This is a genomic window from Streptomyces sp. H27-H5, assembly GCF_026627505.1.
Taxonomy (GTDB): domain Bacteria; phylum Actinomycetota; class Actinomycetes; order Streptomycetales; family Streptomycetaceae; genus Streptomyces.
Genome location: NZ_JAPNLK010000023.1, coordinates 1 through 22,035, shown reverse-complemented (window position 1 = coordinate 22,035; position 22,035 = coordinate 1). Strand labels below are relative to the sequence as shown.

22 protein-coding genes and 1 pseudogene are annotated in these 22,035 nt (G+C 71.5%); 10 read left to right on the top strand and 13 right to left on the bottom strand.

Features of this window, described 5'->3' with window-relative positions:
• The first annotated feature begins 160 nt into the window (after positions 1–160).
• A complete protein-coding gene (gene gndA, locus OTB19_RS14180; RefSeq protein ID WP_267798513.1) occupies positions 161–1,606 on the top strand; it encodes an NADP-dependent phosphogluconate dehydrogenase in 1,446 nt (481 codons plus the stop codon).
• A 140-nt stretch (positions 1,607–1,746) separates the two neighbouring features.
• Here gndA and OTB19_RS14175 read toward each other — a convergent pair whose 3' ends face one another.
• From OTB19_RS14175 to OTB19_RS14155, 5 genes are all read right to left on the bottom strand, one after another.
• The gene (locus OTB19_RS14175) at positions 1,747–1,980 is read right to left on the bottom strand and encodes a hypothetical protein (protein WP_078999469.1); all 234 of its coding nucleotides are present in this window, start codon (positions 1,978–1,980) and stop codon (positions 1,747–1,749) included.
• Positions 1,981–2,033: 53 nt separating this feature from the next.
• Entirely contained in the window at positions 2,034–2,654 is a 621-nt protein-coding gene (locus tag OTB19_RS14170) for an arylsulfatase (protein WP_267798512.1), read from the bottom strand.
• Entirely contained in the window at positions 2,651–3,004 is a 354-nt protein-coding gene (locus OTB19_RS14165; RefSeq protein WP_267798511.1) for a GNAT family N-acetyltransferase, read from the bottom strand. The genes OTB19_RS14170 and OTB19_RS14165 overlap by 4 nt, the downstream gene beginning before the upstream one ends.
• A 19-nt stretch (positions 3,005–3,023) precedes the next feature.
• Positions 3,024–3,443: an aspartate 1-decarboxylase gene (gene panD, locus OTB19_RS14160; RefSeq protein WP_267798510.1), complete on the bottom strand. Its 420-nt coding sequence runs from the start codon at positions 3,441–3,443 to the stop codon at positions 3,024–3,026.
• 399 nt (positions 3,444–3,842) lie between these two features.
• Positions 3,843–4,244 (bottom strand): YybH family protein, encoded by a 402-nt coding sequence (locus OTB19_RS14155; RefSeq protein WP_267798509.1) that lies wholly within the window; start codon positions 4,242–4,244, stop codon positions 3,843–3,845.
• 162 nt (positions 4,245–4,406) lie between these two features.
• Between OTB19_RS14155 and OTB19_RS14150 the strand changes: the two genes are divergently transcribed.
• A complete protein-coding gene (locus tag OTB19_RS14150) occupies positions 4,407–5,327 on the top strand; it encodes a LysR family transcriptional regulator (protein ID WP_267798508.1) in 921 nt (306 codons plus the stop codon).
• Positions 5,328–5,531: 204 nt separating this feature from the next.
• On the top strand, positions 5,532–6,182 hold the full coding sequence (locus tag OTB19_RS14145) for a ScbR family autoregulator-binding transcription factor (protein WP_267798507.1): 651 nt from the start codon (positions 5,532–5,534) through the stop codon (positions 6,180–6,182).
• 37 nt (positions 6,183–6,219) lie between these two features.
• Here OTB19_RS14145 and OTB19_RS14140 read toward each other — a convergent pair whose 3' ends face one another.
• The 6 genes and pseudogenes from OTB19_RS14140 to OTB19_RS14115 all read right to left on the bottom strand — a co-directional run bounded on the left by OTB19_RS14140 (position 6,220) and on the right by OTB19_RS14115 (position 12,134).
• Positions 6,220–6,852, bottom strand: coding sequence for a uridine kinase family protein (locus tag OTB19_RS14140; protein WP_267798506.1), 633 nt, complete (start codon positions 6,850–6,852; stop codon positions 6,220–6,222).
• A 38-nt stretch (positions 6,853–6,890) separates the two neighbouring features.
• Positions 6,891–7,271 (bottom strand): annotated as a pseudogene (locus OTB19_RS14135) (metallophosphoesterase family protein); the annotation flags it as partial.
• A 274-nt stretch (positions 7,272–7,545) separates the two neighbouring features.
• The gene (locus OTB19_RS14130; protein WP_267798505.1) at positions 7,546–8,148 is read right to left on the bottom strand and encodes a hypothetical protein; all 603 of its coding nucleotides are present in this window, start codon (positions 8,146–8,148) and stop codon (positions 7,546–7,548) included.
• Between the two features lie 50 nt (positions 8,149–8,198).
• Complete coding sequence (locus tag OTB19_RS14125; protein ID WP_267798504.1) at positions 8,199–9,275, bottom strand: SCO0930 family lipoprotein; 1,077 nt, start codon at positions 9,273–9,275, stop codon at positions 8,199–8,201.
• A gap of 145 nt (positions 9,276–9,420) precedes the next feature.
• Complete coding sequence (locus OTB19_RS14120; RefSeq protein ID WP_267798503.1) at positions 9,421–10,830, bottom strand: NADH-quinone oxidoreductase subunit NuoF family protein; 1,410 nt, start codon at positions 10,828–10,830, stop codon at positions 9,421–9,423.
• Positions 10,831–10,865: 35 nt separating this feature from the next.
• A complete protein-coding gene (locus OTB19_RS14115; protein ID WP_267798502.1) occupies positions 10,866–12,134 on the bottom strand; it encodes a hypothetical protein in 1,269 nt (422 codons plus the stop codon).
• Positions 12,135–12,594: 460 nt separating this feature from the next.
• Between OTB19_RS14115 and OTB19_RS14110 the strand changes: the two genes are divergently transcribed.
• Together OTB19_RS14110 and OTB19_RS14105 are read left to right on the top strand one after the other, a co-directional pair.
• Positions 12,595–13,776 (top strand): PucR family transcriptional regulator, encoded by a 1,182-nt coding sequence (locus OTB19_RS14110; RefSeq protein WP_267798501.1) that lies wholly within the window; start codon positions 12,595–12,597, stop codon positions 13,774–13,776.
• A gap of 326 nt (positions 13,777–14,102) precedes the next feature.
• Positions 14,103–15,572 carry an MFS transporter gene (locus OTB19_RS14105; RefSeq protein WP_267798500.1) on the top strand — a complete coding sequence of 490 codons (1,470 nt, stop codon included), beginning with the start codon at positions 14,103–14,105 and terminating at the stop codon, positions 15,570–15,572.
• A 258-nt stretch (positions 15,573–15,830) separates the two neighbouring features.
• Here OTB19_RS14105 and mihF read toward each other — a convergent pair whose 3' ends face one another.
• Complete coding sequence (gene mihF / locus OTB19_RS14100) at positions 15,831–16,145, bottom strand: integration host factor, actinobacterial type (RefSeq protein ID WP_267798499.1); 315 nt, start codon at positions 16,143–16,145, stop codon at positions 15,831–15,833.
• Between the two features lie 422 nt (positions 16,146–16,567).
• Between mihF and OTB19_RS14095 the strand changes: the two genes are divergently transcribed.
• Both OTB19_RS14095 and OTB19_RS14090 read left to right on the top strand, forming a co-directional pair.
• A complete protein-coding gene (locus OTB19_RS14095) occupies positions 16,568–18,643 on the top strand; it encodes a PIG-L family deacetylase (protein WP_267798498.1) in 2,076 nt (691 codons plus the stop codon).
• A 268-nt stretch (positions 18,644–18,911) separates the two neighbouring features.
• On the top strand, positions 18,912–19,346 hold the full coding sequence (locus OTB19_RS14090) for an MFS transporter (RefSeq protein WP_267798497.1): 435 nt from the start codon (positions 18,912–18,914) through the stop codon (positions 19,344–19,346).
• Here OTB19_RS14090 and OTB19_RS14085 read toward each other — a convergent pair.
• Positions 19,307–19,978 (bottom strand): molybdopterin cofactor-binding domain-containing protein, encoded by a 672-nt coding sequence (locus OTB19_RS14085; RefSeq protein WP_267798496.1) that lies wholly within the window; start codon positions 19,976–19,978, stop codon positions 19,307–19,309. The genes OTB19_RS14090 and OTB19_RS14085 overlap by 40 nt on opposite strands.
• On the opposite strand from OTB19_RS14085, the gene OTB19_RS14080 reads away from it, so the two are divergent.
• The 3 genes from OTB19_RS14080 to OTB19_RS14070 all read left to right on the top strand — a co-directional run bounded on the left by OTB19_RS14080 (position 19,916) and on the right by OTB19_RS14070 (position 21,980).
• Complete coding sequence (locus OTB19_RS14080) at positions 19,916–20,380, top strand: hypothetical protein (RefSeq protein ID WP_267798495.1); 465 nt, start codon at positions 19,916–19,918, stop codon at positions 20,378–20,380. The two genes, OTB19_RS14085 and OTB19_RS14080, sit on opposite strands and share 63 nt — an antisense overlap.
• Positions 20,377–20,691, top strand: a complete 315-nt coding sequence (locus tag OTB19_RS14075) for a transcriptional regulator (RefSeq protein ID WP_267798494.1) — start codon at positions 20,377–20,379, stop codon at positions 20,689–20,691. Before OTB19_RS14080 ends, OTB19_RS14075 begins: the two co-directional genes overlap by 4 nt.
• An 899-nt stretch (positions 20,692–21,590) precedes the next feature.
• Positions 21,591–21,980 carry a helix-turn-helix domain-containing protein gene (locus tag OTB19_RS14070; RefSeq protein ID WP_324290522.1) on the top strand — a complete coding sequence of 130 codons (390 nt, stop codon included), beginning with the start codon at positions 21,591–21,593 and terminating at the stop codon, positions 21,978–21,980.
• Positions 21,981–22,035: the final 55 nt, after the last annotated feature.

The following is a 22,035-nucleotide window of genomic DNA, read 5'->3' as shown; positions in this document are numbered from 1 at the left end:
GAAGGGCACAAGGTAGCGGCGACACGAGTCGCCCGGCAAGTAGCACAACCAGCCTGCCTCAAGGCGAAGTTGAGAATCAGTGCACAACGGACGAGCTCTCACATCCCGGTCGATGTAGCGTCGGGGGTCCCCGCACATCGAGGCACGCAGGAGCGCACGCATGAGCAGCAGCACCGCCCAGATCGGTGTCACCGGGCTCGCGGTGATGGGCAGCAACCTGGCCCGGAACTTCGCCCGCAACGGATTCACCGTCGCCGTCCACAACCGCACGGCCGCGAAGACCCATGCCCTGGTGGAGGAGTTCGGCCACGAAGGCTCCTTCGTCGCGGCCGAGTCCGCGAAGGAGTTCGTCGACGCGCTGGAACGACCCCGCCGCCTGATCGTCATGGTGAAGGCCGGCGAGCCCACCGATGCCGTGATCCGCGAGTTCGCCGAGCTCCTGGAGGAGGGCGACGTCATCATCGACGGCGGCAACGCCCACTTCGAGGACACGCGCCGCCGCGAACGCGAGCTGCGCGAGCAGGGCATCCACTTCGTGGGCGCCGGCATCTCGGGCGGCGAGGAGGGGGCGTTGCTCGGCCCGAGCATCATGCCGGGCGGCCCGGCCGAGTCGTACACCTCCCTGGGCCCGCTGCTGGAGAAGATCTCGGCGAAGGCCGCAGACGGCACCCCGTGCGTCTCGCACATCGGCCCCGACGGCGCCGGGCACTTCGTGAAGATGGTGCACAACGGCATCGAGTACGCCGACATGCAGCTCATCGCCGAGGCCTACCACCTGCTGCGCGAGGTCGCCGGCTACTCCCCCGCGAAGATCGCGGAGACCTTCCGGACCTGGAACACGGGCCGGTTGGACTCGTACCTCATCGAGATCACGGCGGAGGTCCTCGCGCACACGGACGCCGCGACCGGCCGGCCGTTCGTGGACGTCGTGGCCGACGCCGCCGAGCAGAAGGGCACGGGACGCTGGACCGTACAGATCGCCCTCGACCTGGGCGTGCCGGTCTCGGGGATCGCCGAGGCGGTCTTCGCCCGCGCCGTGTCCGGCCACGGTGATCTGCGCGAGGCCTCGCGCGATCTGGCGGGACCGTCGGCGACGCCGCTCTCCGGGGCCGCCGCCGACGCCTTCGCGGCCCAGGTCGAGCAGGCCCTGTACGCCTCGAAGATCGTCTCGTACACGCAGGGCTTCCACCAGATCCAGGCGGGCAGCGCCGAGTACGACTGGAACGTGGACCTGGGCGCGGTCGCCTCGCTGTGGCGCGGCGGTTGCATCATCCGGGCGGCGTTCCTGGACCGGATCCGTGCCGCGTACGACGCCGAGCCCACGCTGCCGAGCCTGCTCGCGAACCCGGAGTTCGCCCAGGAGATCGGCGCGGCGCAGGACGACTGGCGGGAGGTGCTGGTCGCGGCGGTCCGCCAGGGCATCCCGGCACCTGCGTTCGCTGCCTCGCTGGCGTACTACGACGCCCTGCGGGCGGAGCGGCTGCCCGCGGCCCTGACCCAGGGCCAGCGGGACTTCTTCGGGGCGCACACCTACCGGCGCACCGACCGGGAGGGCTCGTTCCACACCCTCTGGAGCGGCGACCGCTCCGAGGTCCGCACGGACTGACGCACGGCGGCGGACAATGACGGACTGGGGCCGCGCACGGACTGACGCGCGTCGCACGCACGGACGCGCCTCGGGCTCCGAACGGGCCCGAGGCGGCCGGGCCCCGGTCGAGCGGACCTCGACCGGGGCGGATCCGGGCCTCAGGCCCCGATCGAGCCGAGCGGACCGGGCTGCGGCACGGGGGCCGGGCCGGGCGGCGCCGGGATCGGGTCGGGCTCGGGCACCGGTCCGGGTACGGGCGGCGCCGGCCGCGGCGTGGGCGGCTCGGGGTCCGGGAAGGGACGGGGCCCCGGCGTCGGATCGGGACCCGGCACCGGGGGCTGCGGGTCGGGACCGGGGACCGGAGGCTGGGTCTGCTCTTCGATTCGCACCATGTGTCCCACCTTCCCCGGAACCCCGGCGGTACGCCCCCCGAAACGCGGTGGGCCTATCGGCCGAGCGCGGCGGCCAGGCCCCGGGCGGGGCCCGTCAGGACCGGGATGGAGGTCGTGGCCGACGCCGCGGCGCCGGCCATCGAGCCCTGGGCGAGGAGGATGACGTCCGTGTCCGTGACGGCGTCGATCGCCTCGGCCACCAGGGCGAGGGAGCCGGCCACGTCACCCGCCTCGAACCGGGCCCAGGCTCCGGCGACCACCCGCGTCCGGAGGGACACGTCGCGCGTCCCGGCCTCCTCGGCCAGCAGCCCCGCGGTCGGGGCCAGCGTGGACTCCAACGACGCCAGTACGGTGATCCGGCCGCCGATCCGAACCGCCTCGGCGGCCATCGGCCGGTCCACCCGGAACAACGGCAGTCCCAGCAGCCCGGCCTGCGCCTCCACGACCGCGCCGATCGTCGAACAGGTGACCAGAACGGGGCCGGAGCACCCGCCGAGCACCTCCCGGACGGCCGGTACCACCGCCTCCGGCCCCTCCGCGCGGGCCCGGTCCAGCAACTCCGGGACCACCAGGTGCCGCAGGACGGCGCCCGGGTGATCCCGGTCGCGCAGGGCGTCGAAGACCGGCACGTGCACCGCGGACGTGTGGAGCAGCGTCAGGGACGCGCCCGTCACCACAGGTCGGAGTCCGAGGCGAGCTGCGCCTCGGCCGCCACCACGGCCTCCGCGGGGGCGACGGGCGCCCGGTCGGGGTGTTTGGCGGCCCACCTCGCGGCATACGGGCAGAGCGGCACCACGGGCACCCCCGCGGTCGCGGCGAGCGCGGAGAAGGTCTCCACCAGCCGCCCCGCGATGCCCCGCCCCTCGTGCCCGGGCTCGACGATCGTGTGGACCGCCACCAGGGCGTGGGGGTCCTCCGCGAGGACGAAGTAGGCGATGAACCCGACCGCGACCCCGTCCTCGACGGCGAGCAGCCGCCCGGCCTCACGGTCGTCGTCGAACACGATCGTCCGCTCGTCCGCCATGGTCCCGACTCCCGACTCGTCAGACGGCAACCGCGTGGGGGCTGCGCTCCTGGTTCGTTCCCGGCACCGGCGCGGAGGGGTCCGCACCCAGCTCGATGATGCGGTTGTCCGCGTCCACGTGCACGACGCGGGGCTTCAGCACCCGGGCCTCGGCGTCCTCGACCTGCGCGTAGCTGATGAGGATGACCAGGTCCCCGGGGTGCACGAGGTGGGCGGCGGCGCCGTTGATCCCGATGACACCGGACCCGCGCTCGCCCTCGATGACGTACGTCTCCAACCGCGCGCCGTTGGTGATGTCCACGATGTGGACCAGCTCGCCGGGCAACAGGTCGGCCGCGTCCAACAGATCGGCGTCGACGGTGACCGACCCGACGTAGTGCAGGTCGGCCTGGGTCACGGTGGCACGGTGGATCTTGGACTTGAACATGGTGCGCAGCATGGAGTACTCCCGATGTGTCTGCTCCCTGCCCGCTCATCGCGGGTCAAGGGCCGTCCCCGGAGCGTACAACGGTTCACCTGTCCGGTCAGCCCTCCCGGTGGGGCCGCGGAATACGATGCCGCGGACGGTGGGACCCCTGGAGGATTCGTGTGGCGTGAACTCGTGGAGCGGCATGACGGCGCCGAACTGAACGAACCTGCCTCCGAGCAGGAACTACGCGACCTGGCAGCCGCGTTGGGGCAGCCGCTCCCGGCCGCGCTGCGGGAACGACAGCCGTACCTGGGTGGCGCCGCGCCTGGAGGCGTACCTGCGCAGCGCGCTGTCCCGCCCCGGCGAGGACTGGTACCGCTGACGCGGCCGATCGTCGGCGCGCCCCGCATCAGGGGGCGGCCCGGTGGGTCAGCCGGTCGGGGGGACGAACTCGGGCTGGTCGAGGAGGCGGAGCCAACTCCCGTCGGGTTGGCGGCGGACGACCTGGGCGCGGGCGCCCGATCCGTCCTTCGGCGGGGTCGAGGTGAGGGCGATGTCTCCGCTGATCAGCGTCGGCAGCGGCTGCTCCGGTTCGAAGCGGGGGCCGCCGGCCAGGACCTTTTCCCACAGCGCGCGGATCGCCTCGCGGCCCACCGTCCGGGAGCCCGGCGGATAGGCCATCACCGCGTCCTCCTCGTAGAGCGCGGCGACCCCGGCCGCGTCGCCGGCGTTGGATCGTTCGACGAACAGCCGGGTGATGTCCTCGGGGCGCATGGCCTTCTCGTACTCCGACCGGTTCCCCGACCCGCTCGTCGACTTGTTCTCCGTCATGGGCTTCCTCATTCCTCGATGCCTGATGCCTGATGCCTGATGCCTGATGCCTGATGCCTGGTGTGCTCGACGATCGTCGTCGGGCTGCGACACCTCCCAGCCTGATCGATGCCGAACCAGTAGTCCAACAGCTGGATCAGCTGAGAGCTAGAATCGACAGTCATGGACCTGAGGCAGTTGGAATACTTCGTCGCGGTCGCCGATGAGCGGAACTTCACCCGGGCCGCCGAGCGGGTGCACATCAGCCAGTCGGGCGTCAGCGCGCAGATCCGCCGGCTGGAGCGGGAGCTGGGCGCCGAGCTGTTCGACCGGTCGGCTCGCACGACCACCCTCACGGACGCCGGCAGGGCGGCCCTCGATCACGCCCGGGCCGCGCTGTCCGCCGCGGCGGCCGTCAGCCAGGCGGTGGGCGAGGTGACCGAGCTGATCCGGGGTCGGCTCACCGTCGGCATGGTCATCGGCTGCACCGTCACACCGCTGTTCGACGCCCTCGCCGCGTTCCACCGGGCCCATCCCGGGGTGGAGATCTCCCTGTGGGAGGACAACTCCGACCGGCTGATCGACGGGGTGCGCGACGGCACGCTCGACATGGCCCTCGTCGGGACCTCCACCGCCGCCCACGAGGGACTGGACACCTTCACGATCGTCAGCGAGCGGCTCGTGGCGGCCGTGCCCTTCGACCATCCCCTGGCCCGGCGGGACGGGGTCACCCTGCGCGACCTGGGTGTTCATCCAATCGTCTGCATGCCCCGCGGCACCGGTCTGCGCACGGTGTTCGACCAGGCGTGCGCCGCGCAGGACGTCCGGATCGGGATCGCGTTGCAGGCGGGGGCCGCCGACGCCATCGTCGACCTGGCCGTCCGCGGTCTCGGCGTCGCCATTCTCAGCGAGTCGATGGCCGCCGAGTACGCCGACCGGCTCACCGCCCGCACGATCGACGACGTCACGTCGCCCGCCCTGCTCTCGCTGGCCTGGAAGACCCCGCACGGCCCCGCGGCCCGCGAACTCCTCGCGCACGCCCGGCGCGCCTTCCTCCGGGCCGGCGCCGGTCGGGAACCAGCCGGCGGGGACTCCCCCCGCTGACCGCCCCCGCCCGGGCCGTCCGACGGGTCGGGCGGCTGCGATCGGTCGCTTCAACAGCGGTGCGTCGGCGGCCTGTTGGGGAAAGCGGGAGGTCCGGGGGGTGGCCGGAGCGCTGGTACTGTACCGGACACTCGGTCGGTTTCCGTGCGGGTGGCGGGTGGGGCCCTGCGAACGCCGACGGGCCGTGCACACAGGAGGCGTGAAGTGGCCAGGCAGGAGCGCGCGATCCAGACGCGCAGGATCATCGTCGAGGCCGCGGCCGAGATGTTCGACGAACTCGGCTACGACGCGACGACGATCGGCGGCCTCATCGAGCGCATTCCACTCACCCGCGGCGGCCTCTACTTCCACTTCACCTCGAAGGAGGAACTGGCGCGGGCGGTCCTCGACGAGGCCGTGACCCTGGAGGGGTTGACCCCGCAGACCCACAAGCTCCAGGAGTGGGTGGACCTGGGGTTGCTCCTGGCGCATCGGTTGCCCAAGGACCCCGTACTGAGCGCCTCGGTGCGGCTGTCGGTGGACGTCAAGGCCCGCGCTCTGTTCGGGACGCGGTGGCCCGACTGGATCTCGGTGGGCAAGCAGCTGCTCGAAGAGGCCCAGTTTCGCGGCGAGTTGCTCGGGCACGTCGTACCGTCCGAGATCTCGCGGCTGCTCGTCGGGGCCTGGACCGGGGTGCTGCTGATCACCGAGGACATCCCCGGCGGCGATCTGCCCAGGGAGATCTCCAACCTCTTCGATCTGGTGCTGCCCAACATCGCCGCCCCCGGGGTGCTGTCGGAGCTGGACACGTCCCCGTACCGCGCCGAACGCCTCCTCGGCGCGGCCGCTCCGGCGGAGCCGGCCCGTACCGCCTGATCCGCCCCACCCCTCGTGCCGTGGGGCCGTCCGCAGGTCAGTGGGCCACCACCGCGTACGCGGGAGCGCCGACCCCCTTCGTGTGGACCGAGCTGTTCAGCACGACATCGGCCCGCAGGTGCGGTCGGTGGGTCGCCAGGTAGCGGTCCTCGGCCGGCATCCAGTCGTCCTCCCACAACCGGCGCGCCGATTCCCCGTCCCGTGCGAGGCCACGGCTCAGCCGCACCTCGCGGCGGGCGTCGCAGAACACCCGGTACGTGTACACGTGGCGCAGCCGCAGGTGGAGTGCGTGGACTCCCTCCACGATCAGCGTGGTGTCGGGCGGGAGTTCGGTCCACTCCGCGAGGCGGTCCAGGTCCCAGTCGTAGCGGCGGTACCGGACGGTGCCCCCGGTGGCCGCAGGTCGCAGCACCTGCGTTTCCAGTCGGGCGAGGTCGACGTCGGCCGCGATCGCGCCGGCGGTCCGGGGGCGGTCCGCGGAGGGGAGGTGGAAGTCGTCGACGTGGATGACGACCGCCGCGTCCAGCCGCTCGGCCAGCAGGGCGGCGAGCGTGCTCTTGCCGGATGCTCCCGGCCCGTCGATGCCCAGCAGGATCGGCCGGTCCAGCAGTGCGGCCGCCCGGGCGGCGTCCTCGGCCAGTGCGTCGATGTCGCAGATGTGCTCGCTCACGGTGCCTCCTGCTGCTGGTCGGGGGATCGGCCGTCTCGGGGGGCGAACGCGTCGAGGACTTCGTTGTCGGTGGCGCGGGCGTGGAGGAAGTAGTCGGCCCAACAGAGGGTGCGCGGGCGGTGGTCGAGGTGGTCCGGGCGCAGTTGCTTCGCGGCCCATGGCGAGACGGGGTCGCCGAGGACGTCGCGTGTGCCGCGACGGTGTTCGAGGAGTTCCCGGTCGGCGTTGCCGCCGACCCGGGCGACGCGTTCGCCGAGGCCGACGAGGAGGTCGAGCACCCGGGTGGGTTGGGGTACCGCCGCGATGTCCCCGGTGAGGACGACGAGGTCGGCGGCCCGTACGTCCGGCTCGGCGAGGACCGCCTCCAAGGCGGGCAGGACTCCGTGGATGTCCGAGAGGACGGCGACGCGTCCACCGATGTCCCCGGTCATGGCCGTCCTCCCCGCGTTCACGTGCGTACGACGCCGATCCCGTCGATCGTTCCCGACGATAGATCAAGGGGTGTCGCGGGAGAAGCGGGTCGGCGCATCGTGAACCCGGGCGGCGGGACGGGGCGCTGTCGGCCCCGCACGATCCGAGGGGGACGGCCGGGGCCTCGCGGGACGCGTCCGGCTCCGCGAGGAGGGGCGGCCGCCGGGCTCCGGCACCCGGGGGGGGCGACGGATCCCGACGGTCGCCCGGGAAGGCGGGGCCTCAGGAACCCGCGCCGCTCATGGCCTCGTGGCCCGGGGGGTGTTCCGCGCCCTGCGAGGGGCCCTGCGAGGCGCCGTGCTCCGTGCCGTGCGAGGCGCCGTGGCCGGAGCCGGTCTCGACGGTTCCGCCGAGGCGTTCCCGCAGGGGTGCCAGGGCCTCGGCGGAGGCGGCGGTCACGACCCAGCGCTCTCCGACCAGGTACACGCCTCCGTACATCCGGGATTCGTCGAGCCATGCCCGCTGACCCTGGTCGGCGGCGAAGGTGGCCATCCGGAATCCCTCTTTGCCCGCCCCGCACGCTCCTTCCTTCAGTTCCTCCGCGTCGACGGTGATCTCGGGTCGGCAGTCGAGGGCGGCGGCGATCTGGTCGAGGGAGGCGGGGCGGGCGGTGGACGACGGCGTCGGGCTCGCCGGGGTCGCGGACGGCGCCGGGGCGGTCGGGGTGGACGGCTCGGCCGCGGTGGCGGCGCCGGCCGGGTGGGCGTCGGTCGCGCCCGCCCGCGCCTTCTCCTGTCCCGCGCAGCCGCCACACATCATCGAGGCGATCAGCACGGCGACACAGGGCACCAGGTGGCGGGCGGTGATCCGGGGTGAAGCTGACACGTCTCCCTCACAGGGCTCGGGGCGGGCACGGGTTCCGGCTCCGGCTCGGGTCAGCCGGTGGTCGTGGTGACCTTCTTGCCGGCGTCGTTGACCGCGAACCAGAGGCCTTGCTTGCCCTGCCCGTTGGTCTGGCCGGGCTCCTTGTCACCGGTGAACAGGTAGACCGGCCAGCAGTCGATCGTCAGCTGCTCGCTCCCGTCGGGTCGCTTGACCTTGCCCACCAGCCCTGCGGGAATTCCGGACGCCTTCGCCTTGTCCACGGGAGGGGCAGGCTTCCAGGTGTTCAGGCAGGCGTCGAGGCAGCCGAATTTCATGGGCCACGCACTGTCCTTGTTGAATCGGTAGAGGGTGCGGCCCTCGGCATCCACGAGAATCTTTCCGAGCTTCTCGTTGGCGGCCACCGCGAGTTCTATTTTCTCATTCGAATTCGCGTCACCCGTTTCGTCGGAGCCACCGGTCTTGGGGGGCGCGGCCTCTTCCTTCGGCGGCTGCGCGTCCTTCTTGTCGATCGCCTTCTTGCCGTCCGCGGCCAGCGCGTGCCAGGTCCCGCCGACGCCCTCGCCCTTGGCCTCGCCCGCCTTGGCGTCCTTCGAGTAGCGGTACACGGGCCAGCCGCCGAGGGTCAGCTGCTTGGTGCCGTCGGCCCGTTCGACCGATCCGAGCATGCTCGGATCGATGCCGGCGGAGGCCTTGGCGTCGTCGGCCGACACCACGGGCCAGGTCGCGGCACAGCCGCCCTCGCAGTTGGATTTGGGGGGCTTGGGCGTGTCCTTGTCGAAGCGGTAGAGGGTGGCGCCGGCGCTGTCGGTGACCACCTTGCCCACCTCCGGGATCTCCCGCAGGGCCAGTTGTCCCGCCGGTGCGGCCTTGGCCGCGGCCGCCGGCTCGTCGCCGTACCCGGATCCCGCGCCGGCCGCCGGATTCGCGCCCGAGCCGGGCACCCCGTAGCCGGCTCCGGATCCCGATCCGGCTCCCGAGTCATATCCCTTGCCGATGGCCTGACCGGCTCCCGCCGGCTGTACGGAATCCACCGCGCGGTCTGAATCCCCGCCGCTGCAGCCCGCCGCCAGCATAAGTACCGCCATCACCGATCCGGCGGCTGCCGTCCCACGATGCCTGTTGTTCACGATCACTCCTTCGGGTCCAGCCCGGCGTTTTCGCTTACAGGCTTATTCATAAGGCCTGTGGGGCCAACTGAATTCAGAATCAAAGGATTTTGTCAGATCGTGCCAAACGTTGAACTCGATTTCCGGGCGGTTGTCTACCGCGTGCTCATTCCTGAATGCGGAGTGCGAGCGCGGGGCAACGGCGGACGGCGCGGAGCGCCTTCGGGCGCAGCCGTGCGGGCACCGGCATCACCGCCATCGCGGGGAAGCCGTCCTCGTCCAGGCGGACGACGTCGGGCAGCAGGTCCACGCAGAGGCCGTGCCCCCTGCACAACGTCCAGTCCACGACGAGACGTTCGGGGCTCTCGTCCTCGGGCAGGGGCAGCGCCCCCAGGACGCGGCGTCCGCAGCCGCTGCCGAGCGCGTGGTCGCGGAACTCATCGGGGAAGACCGCGAGCGCGGAGGCGACGAATCCGGCGGTTCCGTCGGGGTGGCTGCACGCGCCGCGGCGGCGTACGCCGCGCATCCGGGCCTGTACCGCGTCGAGGGCGGCTCCGCCGCCGCCGGCCACGAGGGCGTCCACGGCGTCGGCGAGCGAGGGCAGGCCTCTGGCGCAGGGGCCGCACTGGCCCGCGGACTCGCCGGCCATCCAGCGCGTCACCCGGGCGACTTCGCCGGCCGGGCAGGTGTCCTCGGGGAGCGGCAGGACCGCGCCGGCTCCGAGCACCCCGTCGTACGAGGTCAGGGATTCCCGGGAGAGCGCGGCCAGGCGCGCGGACGCCGGGGGCAGCCACCGGCCGTGGTAGCCGCCGATCAGGACGCCCTGGCCGGGGGCGGTGCCGCACAGTTCCAGGACGTACGCGAGGGAGGTGCCGAGCGGGACCTCGACGGCGGTGGCGCCGGCGACGGTGAGCATGACGGTGCCCGGCTCCTTCTCGGTGCCGACGGAGCGGTAGTCCTCGACGCCCAGTCGGGCGGCGACGGCGATCTGGGCGTACGTCTCGGTGTTGGACAGCAGGGTGGGCATGCCGCTCAGCCCGCGTTCACTGGTCCGTACCTTCTGCCCGTTGGGCAGTGCGGGGCCGCCGTCGATGCCGTTGATGAGGGAGGTGCCCTCCCCCGTGACGAAGCGTTCGGGCAGTCGGGACACGCGCACCCGCCGGCCGGCCGGGCCCCGTTCGGCGACGGCCTCGCGCAGGGACTGTTCGACGTCGTCGCGGGTCACCCCGATGACCACCTCCTCCGCGCCGAGCGCGCCCGCGGACAGCAGGGCCCCGTCGAGGACCAGGTGCGGCACGTGCAGCAGCACCGCGGTGTCCTTGAGGCAACTGGGTTCGCCCTCACTGGCGTTGACGACGACGGCGCAGCGTCCGTCGCCCGCCCGGGCGGACCGGGCGACGGCGCGGAGCTTGCGGGCGAAGGGGAAGCCCGCGCCGCCGCGGCCCCGCAGGTCGATCCCCTCGGCGAGTTGCACGAGGTCTTCGAGACCGTACCGGGGCAGGTCGCCGTGGACGGAGAGGTGGGCGGCGCGATCGAGCCGCGCCATGACGTCGAGTCCCGCCAGCAGTCTGGGCATGCCCACACAGCCGAGTGCCGGGCGCGGCAGATCGGTCACTGCCGCCCCCGGCTACCGTCGAAGGGCCCGCCGGGCCTTTCGGTGGTGACTTGGGCCTGACTGGGGATGAACACGGTTCCGTACGCCGGATAGTCGGGTTCGGGTGGGGATTGCGGTCGGGCCGCCGTCACCGGGCCGGCGGCTCCCCGTTGGATGAGGAGGGTGTCCGGCACCGGGCCCGGTCGCGGCTCCCGGCCGGCTCCCTGGCCGGCGTACGAGGGCTGACCGTACGAGGGCTGGGCGTACGGCTCGGCGTACGGCGGAGGGTAGGACTGGGCGTACTGCCGGCCGTAGGGCTGTGCGGGCGCCTGTTCGGCGCGCGGTGCGGGTTCCTGGTCCCAGTCGGGACGCGCCTCCGGGAGTTCGTCCGACTGCCGCGCCAGGCGGGCGGTCAGTCGGGACGCGGCCCACTCCGCGGGCCGGCTCACGAAGGGCCCCGGGTTTCGCGGCGGCGCCTGCTCGGGGGCTTTGGGGCCTTTGGCGCCTTTGGGGCTCGGGGGAGTTCCGCCCGGCGGCCGGTCGGGGAGGGAGCGCAGTCGCCGACGGAGCCTGATGACGAGTACGGCGGCGACGCCGAGCAGGCAGAGGCCGTACGCCACGGTCACCCAGCCGCTCGCGGGGCGGCCGGCTTTGAGTCCGTGCACCAGGGAGGCGCCCCAGGCCGGGTACGCGCCCATGTGCAGGGCCCGCCACCAGATGGAGCGGCCCTTGGTCGCGAAGGCGCTGCGGACCGCGCCGGAGACCGCCACGGCGATGAAGAGGTAGCCGGCGAGGGTGCCGAGCCCGACGCGCAGGGGCTGGACCGGGTCCGCGAAGGGGACGACCGCGGAGGCGGCCACCGTCTGCGACTTGGCGATCTTGACCCAGACGTGCAGGCCGAGGAAGCCGAGTCCCGCGACGGCGAGGCCGCGGTGCACGCCCTGGGCGACGAGCCGGTGCCCGGACGAGAACAGGGTCCGGTCGGTGGCCGCCAGGCCCCAGAGCACGGTGGAACTCAGCGAGACGAGCGAGAGCACGCCCGCACCGAAGTCGAGGAAGTTCCAGAAGTCCGTCAGGGCACCGGCCTGCGCCATCACGACCAGGGCCGCCAGGGCGGCGAGCGCCGCGAGGGTGATGGCACCGGGGTGCGGGCCGCCGGCGGCGGACAGCAGGGGCGGCCGCCGTAGGGCCCGCTTCCCGGCGGCCGCGGCGGCGACCATGCCGGCGTGCCGTCTGGTGCTGCGTGCCCGGTGTGAGCTCGGCGTACGAGGCGTGGACAAGGGCATGTAGTTCTCCCATACGCCCGGGCTCCGAGCACTCCACCTCGCGCTCGGCGCCCGGGGACTGTCGTCGGAACTGCTCCGCGGCAGGCGGGAGATGGTGCCTCGCCGGCCGGGAGCGGGGGCCGGAGTGCAGAAGCATCGTGGACCTTCGCAGCACCTCCACGGGATTTATCGAAACGTGATAATTTCTGGCCCCCGCGCAGTCATCGACTCGAACATCCCCGGAAGATTCCCTTCCAGTGGTGCGGTTGCGACGAGGTTCACGCCTTGTCCGCCGCCACACCTCCCCGTTGGCAAAATCTAGGCAAGGTCGCGGGACTGCAAGTGGTTGGCATGCTCCTGGAGGGAGTACGAGGCGCTCAACTCCCCCGTCGGCACTGACGTCGACGGGGAGGAGGACAGCCCCTACAGGCTTGTCACCCTCCCACGGGGCAGGCCATACCCCGGCATGAACGAGGTAACAATGTGCGAACTTCTGAACCGCATCTGGTCCCGCCCACGCGGCGAATGGACCCGGGTCCTGCGAAAGGAACTACCCGCGCTGGCCGCGGGGATCGTGGAGGAACTGCGGAGCGACATCCCCGGTTTCTCCACTCTGATCGAGGACATCGACGACGAGGTCGTCAGAGAGCACGTGGAGTCGGCCCTGCTCACGGTTCTCGGTTACCGCGAACCGCCGGTAACACCGCAGGGTGAGGCAGCAGATCAGATTCAGTCGGCCCGGCAGACGGAGTCGACCCGAAACCCCCGGCAGCAGGACGCGGACGCGCTCTTCCCTCAGGACGCGCACGGCGGCGGCTCGTTGCCCACCCTCAAGGCAGTCCCTTCCCAGGGATTCAGCACAGGGCCCGAACGCGCTCGACGAGAGCTCTTCGCCGCTCTCACGTCTGACATGCCCATGTCCGAAATAGCCCTGGCCGAACTGGCCGGGGCGGCCCGCTGGCCCCTGCCCGCCTCCGTGCGGGCCATCGCCCTGGCCTCGCCCGGCGAAACCCAGCAACTCGCGGCCGTCCTGGACGACGCCCTGGCCGGACTGGTCAACGGCCAACCCTGCCTCCTGGTCCCCACACCCGACCCCGAGGCCCGCACCACACTCGAAGGCTCCCTGCGCGGCCGATTCGCCGCCGTCGGCCACCCCGTCCCACCCCGCGACACCGCCTCCTCCCTCCGCTGGGCGGTACGCCTGCTCAACCTCACCCCCACCCGGTCCGGCCCCGACGCACGCGCCGTGTTCGTCGACGACCACCTCTCCACCCTCATGCTCCTCCAGGACGAACCCCTGGCCCAGGCCTTGGCCGCACGCTGGCTGCGCCCCCTGGCCGACCTCACACCCCGCCAGAGCGAACGACTCGAAGTCACACTCCTCGCCTGGCTGGAAGGCGGCGGCGCACCCGAAGCCGCCAAGGCCCTCAGCGTCCACCCCCAGACCGTCCGCTACCGCATGCGGCAACTGGAGAAGCTCTTCGGCGCCGGACTGCGCGACCCCCGCACCCGCTTCGAACTGGAGATGGCCCTGCGCAGCCGGCGCCTCATGGCCCAGGTCAGGCGCCAACACTCCCGAGTGACCCGCAGAGCCCGCGTCGTCACCGCCGAACTCCGCCCCGCATTGGGCGCCGGACGCATGGCCCGAATCAACGGCCTGTAAACCCCCGGACGACACCTCCCCCTCCAGAAGGAACCGGCCCTCCCCCCCGCGCAAGTGCGGGGGAGGGCCGGTTCCTTGGGCGTCCGCGTCCGCGGCCGTTCCCGCGGTCTTGTCGGAAGATCACAAGTTCCGCCCCGGCCCGTCCGCTCCGGGTTACGCTCCCGCTCCGGGTTCCTCGACAGCTGCGCCTCCTGGGCCACCACGTCGAACACCCGGTCCTGCCGTGAGATGGCCATCCGGCTGCGGATGCGCTCCGTACACGCCGATGGCGCCCCGACCGTACCTGCCTCCGCCTCGCACGCCCCCTGACGGAAAGCCCTGCCCTGTTGACCCTGGCCGATCACCCGACCGCCGTCCCGCCGTCCGCCACGTACGGCGCCGTACTGGGCAGCCGACACGTCGTTCGTCTGCTCGGCGGCACTCTCACCGGGCGTCTGCCCAACAGCATGGTTCCCGTGGGACTCGTCCTGTGGATCACCGACGGCGGCGGGTCCCTCGCGTTCGCCGGCCTGCTTGCCGCGCTGTACGGGCTGGCGTCCGGGCTGTCCCAGCCGGTCAAGGGCAGGCTGATGGACCGCCAGGGCCAGACCCGTGTATCGGCACCGGCGGTGCTGCTCAACGCCGGCTGCCTGGCCGCGCTTCCCTTGATCGGGGCGGGAGGGCACCCGGCGGCGCTGACCGCGGTGGTGGGGTTCGCGGGTCTGGTCACCCCGCCGCTGGAGGCAGGACTACGAGCGCTGTGGCCGACGGTCCTGCCCGACCTCGGGCGGCGCCGAGTGGTCCAGGCCCTCGACACCGGCTCGCAGGGACTTCTGTACATCGCCGGCCCCCTGCTCGCCTCGTGGCTGGCGACCGCGTACGGGCCCGACACCGCCTTGACCGCGACCGCCGCCCTCACCCTCGTCGGCACGGCGGTCGTGCTGACCGCGGCACCGTCGCAGGCCTGGCGTCCCGCCGCCGACGGGGAGACCGGAAGCGAACGGCTGCTGAGCGCGGGCCTGACCCTGCTGTTCACCGCGCTGGCGGGAACGGGGTTCGCTTTCGGAGCGATGAACGTGTGGTCCGCGGGCATGGCCGCCACCCACGGCCTGGCCATGCTCTCCGGCGTGCTTCCCGCCGCGTTCTCCACCGGCAGTCTCTTGGGCAGCCTGATCTACGCCCGCCGGGCGCGGCCCGGCCCGACCTCCACCCAGCTCATCACCACCAGCGCCCTGTTCCTCCTCGGCTGGACGCCTCTGCTCGCCCAGCCCGGCCCCCGCACGGCCATCGCCCTCACGGCGATCCCGGGTCTGTTCTTCACCTTGATCATCACCAACGGGTTCCACACCGTGGACGTTCTCGCTCCCGCCTCTCGCACCACCGAGGCGTACGCCTGGCTGATCCTGTCCGTCGGCACCGGCCAGGCCGCCGGAACCGCGCTCGCCGCAGCTCTCGCCGCACGCCCCGACGCGCTCGCCGGGCTTCCCGCCGCAGGCGCCGCCACCGCGCTCACCATCCTCGTCCTCGCCCGCCGCAAGCTCGGTCCAGGCCGGCGCCTCGGACGCCATCGACGCCACGGCCGCCACCGGAAGCTCCATGTCAACTCCCCTGGGCACGAAGCCGGTACCCGCATGGCCGCGGTCGGCAAGCCAGGTCACCAGAGGGTGGGGAACGGGTCTCCGGCGTGCGCGTCAGCCGCCGGGAAGGAGCAGCGGCTCGCCGCGACGCGAGGGCGGGAGCAGCAGGCCGGGCCCGCTCGGGCGGAGCAGTTCGAGATGTCGTCACCGGAGGGAGCCCGGGCGGCGGTCTCCGGGTGAGTTCCCGGTTCCAGCCGGTGCGAGATCGGCCACCGCTCTGAGGTGAGGCCGCAACGCCAGCCGCTCACCCGGCTTTGACCGCGAATGCTGCCGCAGCGGAACACTGAACACCGTCGAACGAGGCATCACCCGCCTCGGCGGGGTGCGGCCTGGCCAACCGAACGGATGAACTCGCCCTCATCCACCAGGCCACACCCCGCCTCGCCGGCACCCTCATCCGGCCCCGCCGCCGGCCGAAACGGGGGAACTGGCCGGGCGTCAGGCCTGGTGCGGCGAGAGCGCGAGGAGTCGGGCGCGCTGGTTGGGGCCGAGTCCCTGGATGCGGCGGGTCTCGGAGATGTCGAGCTTGGCGAGAAGTCGTTCCGCGCGCACGGAGCCTATGCCGGGCAGCGATTCGATGAGGCGGCGTATCCGGATCCTGCCGACCACGGCGTCATCACGCTCCAACAAGGAAGCCAGGTTCAGGTCGCCGGTCTTCAACGCGGTCATCAGTTCACTGCGTTCCTTGCGGACTGCGGCGGCTTTTCGGCGGGCTTCGGCCCTCTGGGCCGGGGTGAGTACGGGCATTGCCATGGCGTGATCCCTTCGTCGTAGGGAAGTACTTAACACCCTGACCTGCCCGGCGGGGCGATATGCGGCGGTTTTTGTCATCAACCGACATGCGGACGCGCCGACACGACGGTCGGGGTGCGCTCGGTGTCGTGGATGAAGAGGTTCACCGACGAGCGGCGGACACTCACAGCCGGCGTCGGCGGAATTTCCCGTAGGCGGCCCATCGTCGCCGGGGGCACCTCAGTCTCGGGACGAGGGTGCGGCCAGGGTGTGACGAAAGATACACGGGTCGCAATAAACCCAACTTTTGTCCCTTCCGTCTCTCATTCGGATCGGGTTCTGACCAGCCCTGATTCGAGCATCACTCGCGGCCGGAGACGGAGAGCGGTGCTGACGCCCCGAGAACGAGCCCTGCCGGGCCGACGCACCGAAAGAACAGATACATGACGCCCAGTCAGCACCGAACCAAGCCGTCCCGCAGACACTTCATGCTGGCGTCCGCGGCGGTGGCGCTCGTCGGAGCCGCCGGGTACGGGGTGGCTTCCTGGCCGGGCGGAACGGAGGAGGCGGACGATGGCGCGGGAACCGACAGCGCGCAGGAGATTCCCCTCGTGAGCAGCGAATCGGTCATGCAGATCGTCGCCCACCCGGACGACGACCTGTTCTTCATGAACCCGGACACGGGCCACTCGGTGCGCTCCGGCCGCCCGATGACCTCGGTGTACGTGACGTCCGGGGAGGCCGACGGCGTCAACGCCCCCGGGCGCGCGTCCGTGGGGCACCCCATGCCGCCCGCCGACCGGCCGCAGTACGCCGAGGCCAGGCAGAACGGCATACGCGCGGCATACGCCCAGATGGCGACCGGAGACAAGACCAGCCCCTGGACCCGTACCTCCATACCCACCACCGGTGGCGGCACCGCCGAGTTGGACACCCTCCAGGCACACCCCCAGATCAACCTGGTCTGGATACAACTGCGCGAAGCCCGCGAGATGTACAAGGACGTAGCGCACAGCCTGCGCGGCCTGTGGAACGGCCAGACCCCCTCGCTGGAGCCGTTCCTCGCATCCGGCACCCCGGCCCAGCCCATCAGCTACACCAAGGACCAGCTCGTCGACGCGCTCGTCGGCCTGATGCAGCGCTTCCGCCCCACCCATATACGCACCCTGGACCCCACCCCGGCCCGCGAGGGCGTCAGGCATCAGATCATCGACCACCAGGACCACGTCTTCAGCGCCCGTTTCGCCCAGGCGGCGCTCCAGAAATACGCCGCCCTCTCCGGCCACCCGAACTTCACCGTCCAGACCTACCTCGGCTACAACACCAGCTACCTGCCGCACACCCTTGACAAGGCGGGAGCGGATGCCAAGGCGGAGACGGTGAAGACATACGCCTGGATGGATCCGAAGGACAACTACTGTGGCAGCCCGGCGGGTTGTGGCGACCGCAAGGTCTCCAACCGCCCGTACGGCAACAACTGGGCCCAGTCGATCCGCTACTCCCGCGCGAATTCAACCAGTTGGCTCCAGCCCGGCGAGGACGGCAGCCTGTGGGCGTTCGGCGTCCTCGACCAGAAGCTGGCCGTCTGGCACAAGCCGTCCGGCACGAACGACACGTGGGCGGCCCCGAAACTACTGGCGGCGGACGGGCTGCTCGACGGCGGCCTCACCTCGGTACGGCTGCCCGACGGGCGCATCGCCGTGTTCGGCACCTGCACCCACCTCGGCCGGGGTGCCGACTACCGTCGTGAGATCGTGACCACGGTCCAGCAGCGCCCCGGGGGCGACTTCGGCCCCTTCCGCCCGCTCGGATCGCCGCCCCAGAGCGGCGCCAGCGTCCTGTCCGACCTGTCGGCCCCAGCCCCCGCCGTCGACGGCTCCGGCCGCCTCGCGGTGTTCGTGCGCGGGGGAGACCTCAGGCTGTACCAGATCGAGCAGGACGCAAAGGGGAAATGGTCCGGGTGGAGCGACCTGGGTGGCACCGGCCTGCACGGTGACCCGGCCGCCACGACCGACAGCGCCGGCCGCATCCACGTCGTCGCCGCCACCCCGAAGTCCGTGCTGACCTGGGCCCAGTCCACACCCGGTGCCCCTCTCTCGGCCCGTCCCCGGCAGAGCGGCCTGCCCGCGACCACGGTCAGCGGACTCTCCGCCCGCGCCGACGGCGACGGGGTGCGGGTGTTCTTCCGCAAGCCCGACTCGGGCGCCGTCCAGACGGCTGTGCTCGACGGCTCGGGCCGCCCGGTCGTGCTCGACCTGGGTGGAGTCGGCGGCTACGGCGCGGTGGGCCTGTGCGGCCCCGCCATAGCCGGCCGCGGCCCCGACGGCACCCTCGGCACGACCCTGATCGGCGGCGGCACACCGCGATGGACCACCGCCCAACTCCTCATATCGGGTGCCCCCGCCGGCGTTCGGACCGGATCGGACGGCTTCCTCACCGTGCTGGGCCTCGATGCCAAGCTCTACTGGGCCCGGGCTTCCGACGCGGACGCGCCGAAGTGGAGGCTCGCGCCCGGGTAGTCAAAGGCCTCTCGCGGCCTCTCGCACCCTCGCGCACCAGCACGAACAGGGACGCTGCCCGAGTGTCCGCACGGTGGAAGTCGCCCCCGTCTTGGTAACTTTTGCCGCCTTACCGATGCGAGCCGAATTCCCGCCCGGTTCGCAGGTGTCCGCCGCTCGGGATCTACCGGGAGAGAACGCGTGAAACGGCGGCAGCAATTCCTGAGCAGGCGTCACCCATGGTGGATCCTGGGCGTGATGGCCTGCGCTTCGTCGATGATCGCCATCGATGCCTTGGTGGTGCTGGTCGCTCTTCCCACCATCCAGCGGAGTCTGGACGCCTCGTCCACCGGGGCTCCAGTGGATCATCAGTGCGTATCTGCTCAGCTTCGTCGGTATGAGCGTGATCGGCGGACGCATCGGCGCCATCCTGGGGCACGAGCGCACCTTCCGCCTCGGAACGCTGTTGTTCGTCGTGGCGTCGACCGCCGCGGGTCTGGCCCAGTCCGAGGCCTGGCTCATCGCCGCGCGCGCGGCCCAGGGGGCCGGTGCGGCGGTCCTTCGCCCCGCATCCCAAGTGCTCATCTTCAAGGAACTCGGCCGCCGGGATCGGGGCCAGGCCATGGGCATCTCGTCCAGCATCTCCACCCTCTTCTACGGGGCGGCTCCCCGCCTCGGCCACCGTCATCTCGCTGCTCGCTGCTCGCCGCCGGGGCCACGCTGATGACGCTCCTGGTGGTACGCGAACGCCCGATCGCCCATCCGCTCATCCACTTCGAGTTGTTCGCCCACAAGGAGTTCGCGGTGGGAGCCGCCGTCATCTCCACGGTGCGTTTCGCTTTCGTCGGGTGCGCGGTGTTCGGGGTCATCTGGCTCCAGGACGTCGTGGGAATGTCCCCCTTCGAAGCAGGTGTCGCCGTGCTGCCGCTCACTCTGCCCACGGTCGTCTTCGCGCCCCTCGGTGGAAGGCTCTGCGATCGCCTGGGGCCGCGTGTCCCCCTCGGCATCGGCATGGGCCCTCGGCGCGGCCTTCGAACCGAAGCCTCCCCCCACGTGACGGGCGATGACACGTACCTGGTCGGGCCTGATCCCGAAGAGGCGCGCGAGGATGTCACGCGTCCCTGACGGCCCTTGGGTGGTGTCGTGGACGGTCAGCGCGCCGTCGTGCCAGTACGCGACCGTTGCGTGCGGTTCGAGGATGAGTGCCCGTTTCCACCCCCGATCCCCGACGCTTGACTTTCCCGGCGGGAAAGTGGGACGCTCGCTTTCCCACCAGGAAAGTGAGGTATCGCCATGGCCGACATCACTCCGGAGCAGGCCGGCATCGCCCTTGAGGCAGCCGAGCGCGCCCGTCACCAGGTCGCCGAGGAGGTGGGCCTGCCACGCGGCTACTGGTGGTCGATGGCCGCCGGATGGATCCTGCTGGGGGTACTCGGCAGCCTGGCCTCCCCGTGGCTGGCGGGGGCCGCGACCCTGGCCTTCGGCATGGGGCACGCGGTGCTGGCGTCACGGTTGCTCGATGGACGCCGTCGAACCGGTCAGGTGCGGGTCAGCAGGACGGTCGCCGGCCGCCGCGTCCCCTTGATCGTGATCGGCATGCTGCTCGTGCTCGTCGTGGTCACCATCGCGGCAGCGCTCGCGCTCGACGCCGACGGAGCCGAGCACGCCGGCATCTGGGCGGCCGTGCCGGTCGCGGCGGTCATCGGCTTCGGCGGGCCGGAGATGCTGCGCGTACTGCGCCGGTGGGCGCGGGCATGACGGATGCGCGTTTCGACGAACTGATCCATCCCAGCACCCGGCTGTCGCTGGTGGCGACACTGGCGGCGGTCGACTGGGCGGAGTTCGCCTTCCTCAAGGACCGGGTCCAGCTCTCCGACTCGGCCCTGTCCAAACAGCTCACGACACTCGAAGAAGCCGGCTACGTCGCCACGGAACGCCGCCTCAGCGGAAGCCGGCACAAGCGCTACGCGCGGCTCACCGGCGCCGGGCGAGACGCCTTCAACGGCCACATCGCGGCCCTGCGGGCGATCCTGGCCGCCGGAGCTCCAACTGAAGGCCCGCAGCTCTGAAGCGTCGTCAGTGGGGCTGCCCAACGCCCCGACCGGATCACGGCCGGGGGCATCGTTGGCCGTCGATTACCGTGTGGTGCCCGGATCGCGGGCTGGGTCTGCGAGCCTGGCCGCGGCGCGAGCCAGGATCACCGGGCTGTCACCGTCGTCCGGTGCCCACCCGCCGTTATTCCAGGCGAACTGCCCGTTCGTGTGCTGGTTCACGAACGATCCGCTGCAGTCCTGGTTCGTGGTCCCTTGCAGGTCGCCGAGGTTCCAGTCCCGCAGGCCGCCGACGTACAGCGTGAACCGCCCATAGGCCGGGCGTGCCGGGCCCGAACCTGCCGGAGAGTGTCCGATTCCGGGCTGATCCCGGACACCCGCACGCAGCCCCGCCCGTACCCGGACAGAGCTCGCCGTCGTTCCTGTCCGCGTCACAAGAGATGCGTCGCGGACGTGTTGCGCGGTCCCGGAAGCCCGGCCTCCCGGGCTCTGGAACCCCCGGAGGCGCGCCCGGCGGTGATGCTCGCGGTGATGTGCGATGGGATGACTGGTTCCCGTCATTTGTCCGCTGTGGGCGGCCTGTGGGGCCTGCCCCTGCCGCACGCACCCCACGTGCCTTTCCCTGCGTCAACAGCGGGCGTGCCACCTCCAAACCCTTCCCCATAAACGCGTGCAGAATGACCGGATCGTTGCGGCAAAGTCATGGTGACTATTCCCGCACTGCTACAGTTTTCTTCCCGTACATCTTTCGGCTCCCGACTCGGGCGCCACGCATGGTGATACGGAAGGTGGCGAAAGGGGGCCGTGTTTCCGGGGGATGGGCCGGCTTTCGCGTGTCCTGTGGCACTCGCATGCCGGTACGCGGGTTCCTTATTCGATGTCTCTGCACGTGCAATAGGTGAGATCGGGGAGTCGGCATGCCCGCCGGCGCATGCGTCGGCGCGCCCTTGACCCCCTCCACCAGGCCCTCACGGGAGGTGTCCTTGTCCATTCAGCACACTCGCTCGATGCTCGCGCGCGGCCTGAGTGTTCTGCGTTGCTTTCGGCCGGGTGAACCAGAACTCCAGCTGTCTGAAATAGCGCGCAGAGCCGATATGCCCAAGGCGACCGCCCATCGGATCATCTCGGAACTCGTTGAGGAGGGAATGCTGGAGCGAGGTGAGAGGGGATTACGACTGGGCGTCGCTCTTTTCGCGCTGGGTGCACGCGTTCCCCGGCAGCTCACGCTGCGCAGTCGTGACTGTTTTGGACGGCCGGTGAGCTGCGGCGATGTGGTGCGAGGTGGTCCTGCGGGGCCGGTAGATTGACCTTGTGACCGATGCCCCGCCGCAGCTGCCCTCGTACGAGGAGTTGGCCGCGCTG

Excerpts from the sequence above, each read along its gene's own strand:
- OTB19_RS14075 (WP_267798494.1), top strand. The coding sequence starts at position 20,377 with ATGACGGATGCGCGTTTCGACGAACTGATCCATCCCAGCACCCGGCTG.
- OTB19_RS14155 (WP_267798509.1), bottom strand. The coding sequence starts at position 4,244 with ATGACGGAGAACAAGTCGACGAGCGGGTCGGGGAACCGGTCGGAGTAC.
- OTB19_RS14115 (WP_267798502.1), bottom strand. The coding sequence starts at position 12,134 with ATGCCCTTGTCCACGCCTCGTACGCCGAGCTCACACCGGGCACGCAGC.
- mihF (WP_267798499.1), bottom strand. The coding sequence starts at position 16,145 with ATGGCAATGCCCGTACTCACCCCGGCCCAGAGGGCCGAAGCCCGCCGA.
- OTB19_RS14095 (WP_267798498.1), top strand. The coding sequence starts at position 16,568 with ATGACGCCCAGTCAGCACCGAACCAAGCCGTCCCGCAGACACTTCATG.
- gndA (WP_267798513.1), top strand. The coding sequence starts at position 161 with ATGAGCAGCAGCACCGCCCAGATCGGTGTCACCGGGCTCGCGGTGATG.
- OTB19_RS14090 (WP_267798497.1), top strand. The coding sequence starts at position 18,912 with ATGCCTTGGTGGTGCTGGTCGCTCTTCCCACCATCCAGCGGAGTCTGG.
- OTB19_RS14165 (WP_267798511.1), bottom strand. The coding sequence starts at position 3,004 with ATGGCGGACGAGCGGACGATCGTGTTCGACGACGACCGTGAGGCCGGG.
- OTB19_RS14120 (WP_267798503.1), bottom strand. The coding sequence starts at position 10,830 with ATGCCCAGACTGCTGGCGGGACTCGACGTCATGGCGCGGCTCGATCGC.
- OTB19_RS14150 (WP_267798508.1), top strand. The coding sequence starts at position 4,407 with ATGGACCTGAGGCAGTTGGAATACTTCGTCGCGGTCGCCGATGAGCGG.
- OTB19_RS14070 (WP_324290522.1), top strand. The coding sequence starts at position 21,591 with ATGCCCGCCGGCGCATGCGTCGGCGCGCCCTTGACCCCCTCCACCAGG.
- panD (WP_267798510.1), bottom strand. The coding sequence starts at position 3,443 with ATGCTGCGCACCATGTTCAAGTCCAAGATCCACCGTGCCACCGTGACC.
- OTB19_RS14110 (WP_267798501.1), top strand. The coding sequence starts at position 12,595 with ATGTGCGAACTTCTGAACCGCATCTGGTCCCGCCCACGCGGCGAATGG.
- OTB19_RS14080 (WP_267798495.1), top strand. The coding sequence starts at position 19,916 with ATGGCCGACATCACTCCGGAGCAGGCCGGCATCGCCCTTGAGGCAGCC.
- OTB19_RS14175 (WP_078999469.1), bottom strand. The coding sequence starts at position 1,980 with ATGGTGCGAATCGAAGAGCAGACCCAGCCTCCGGTCCCCGGTCCCGAC.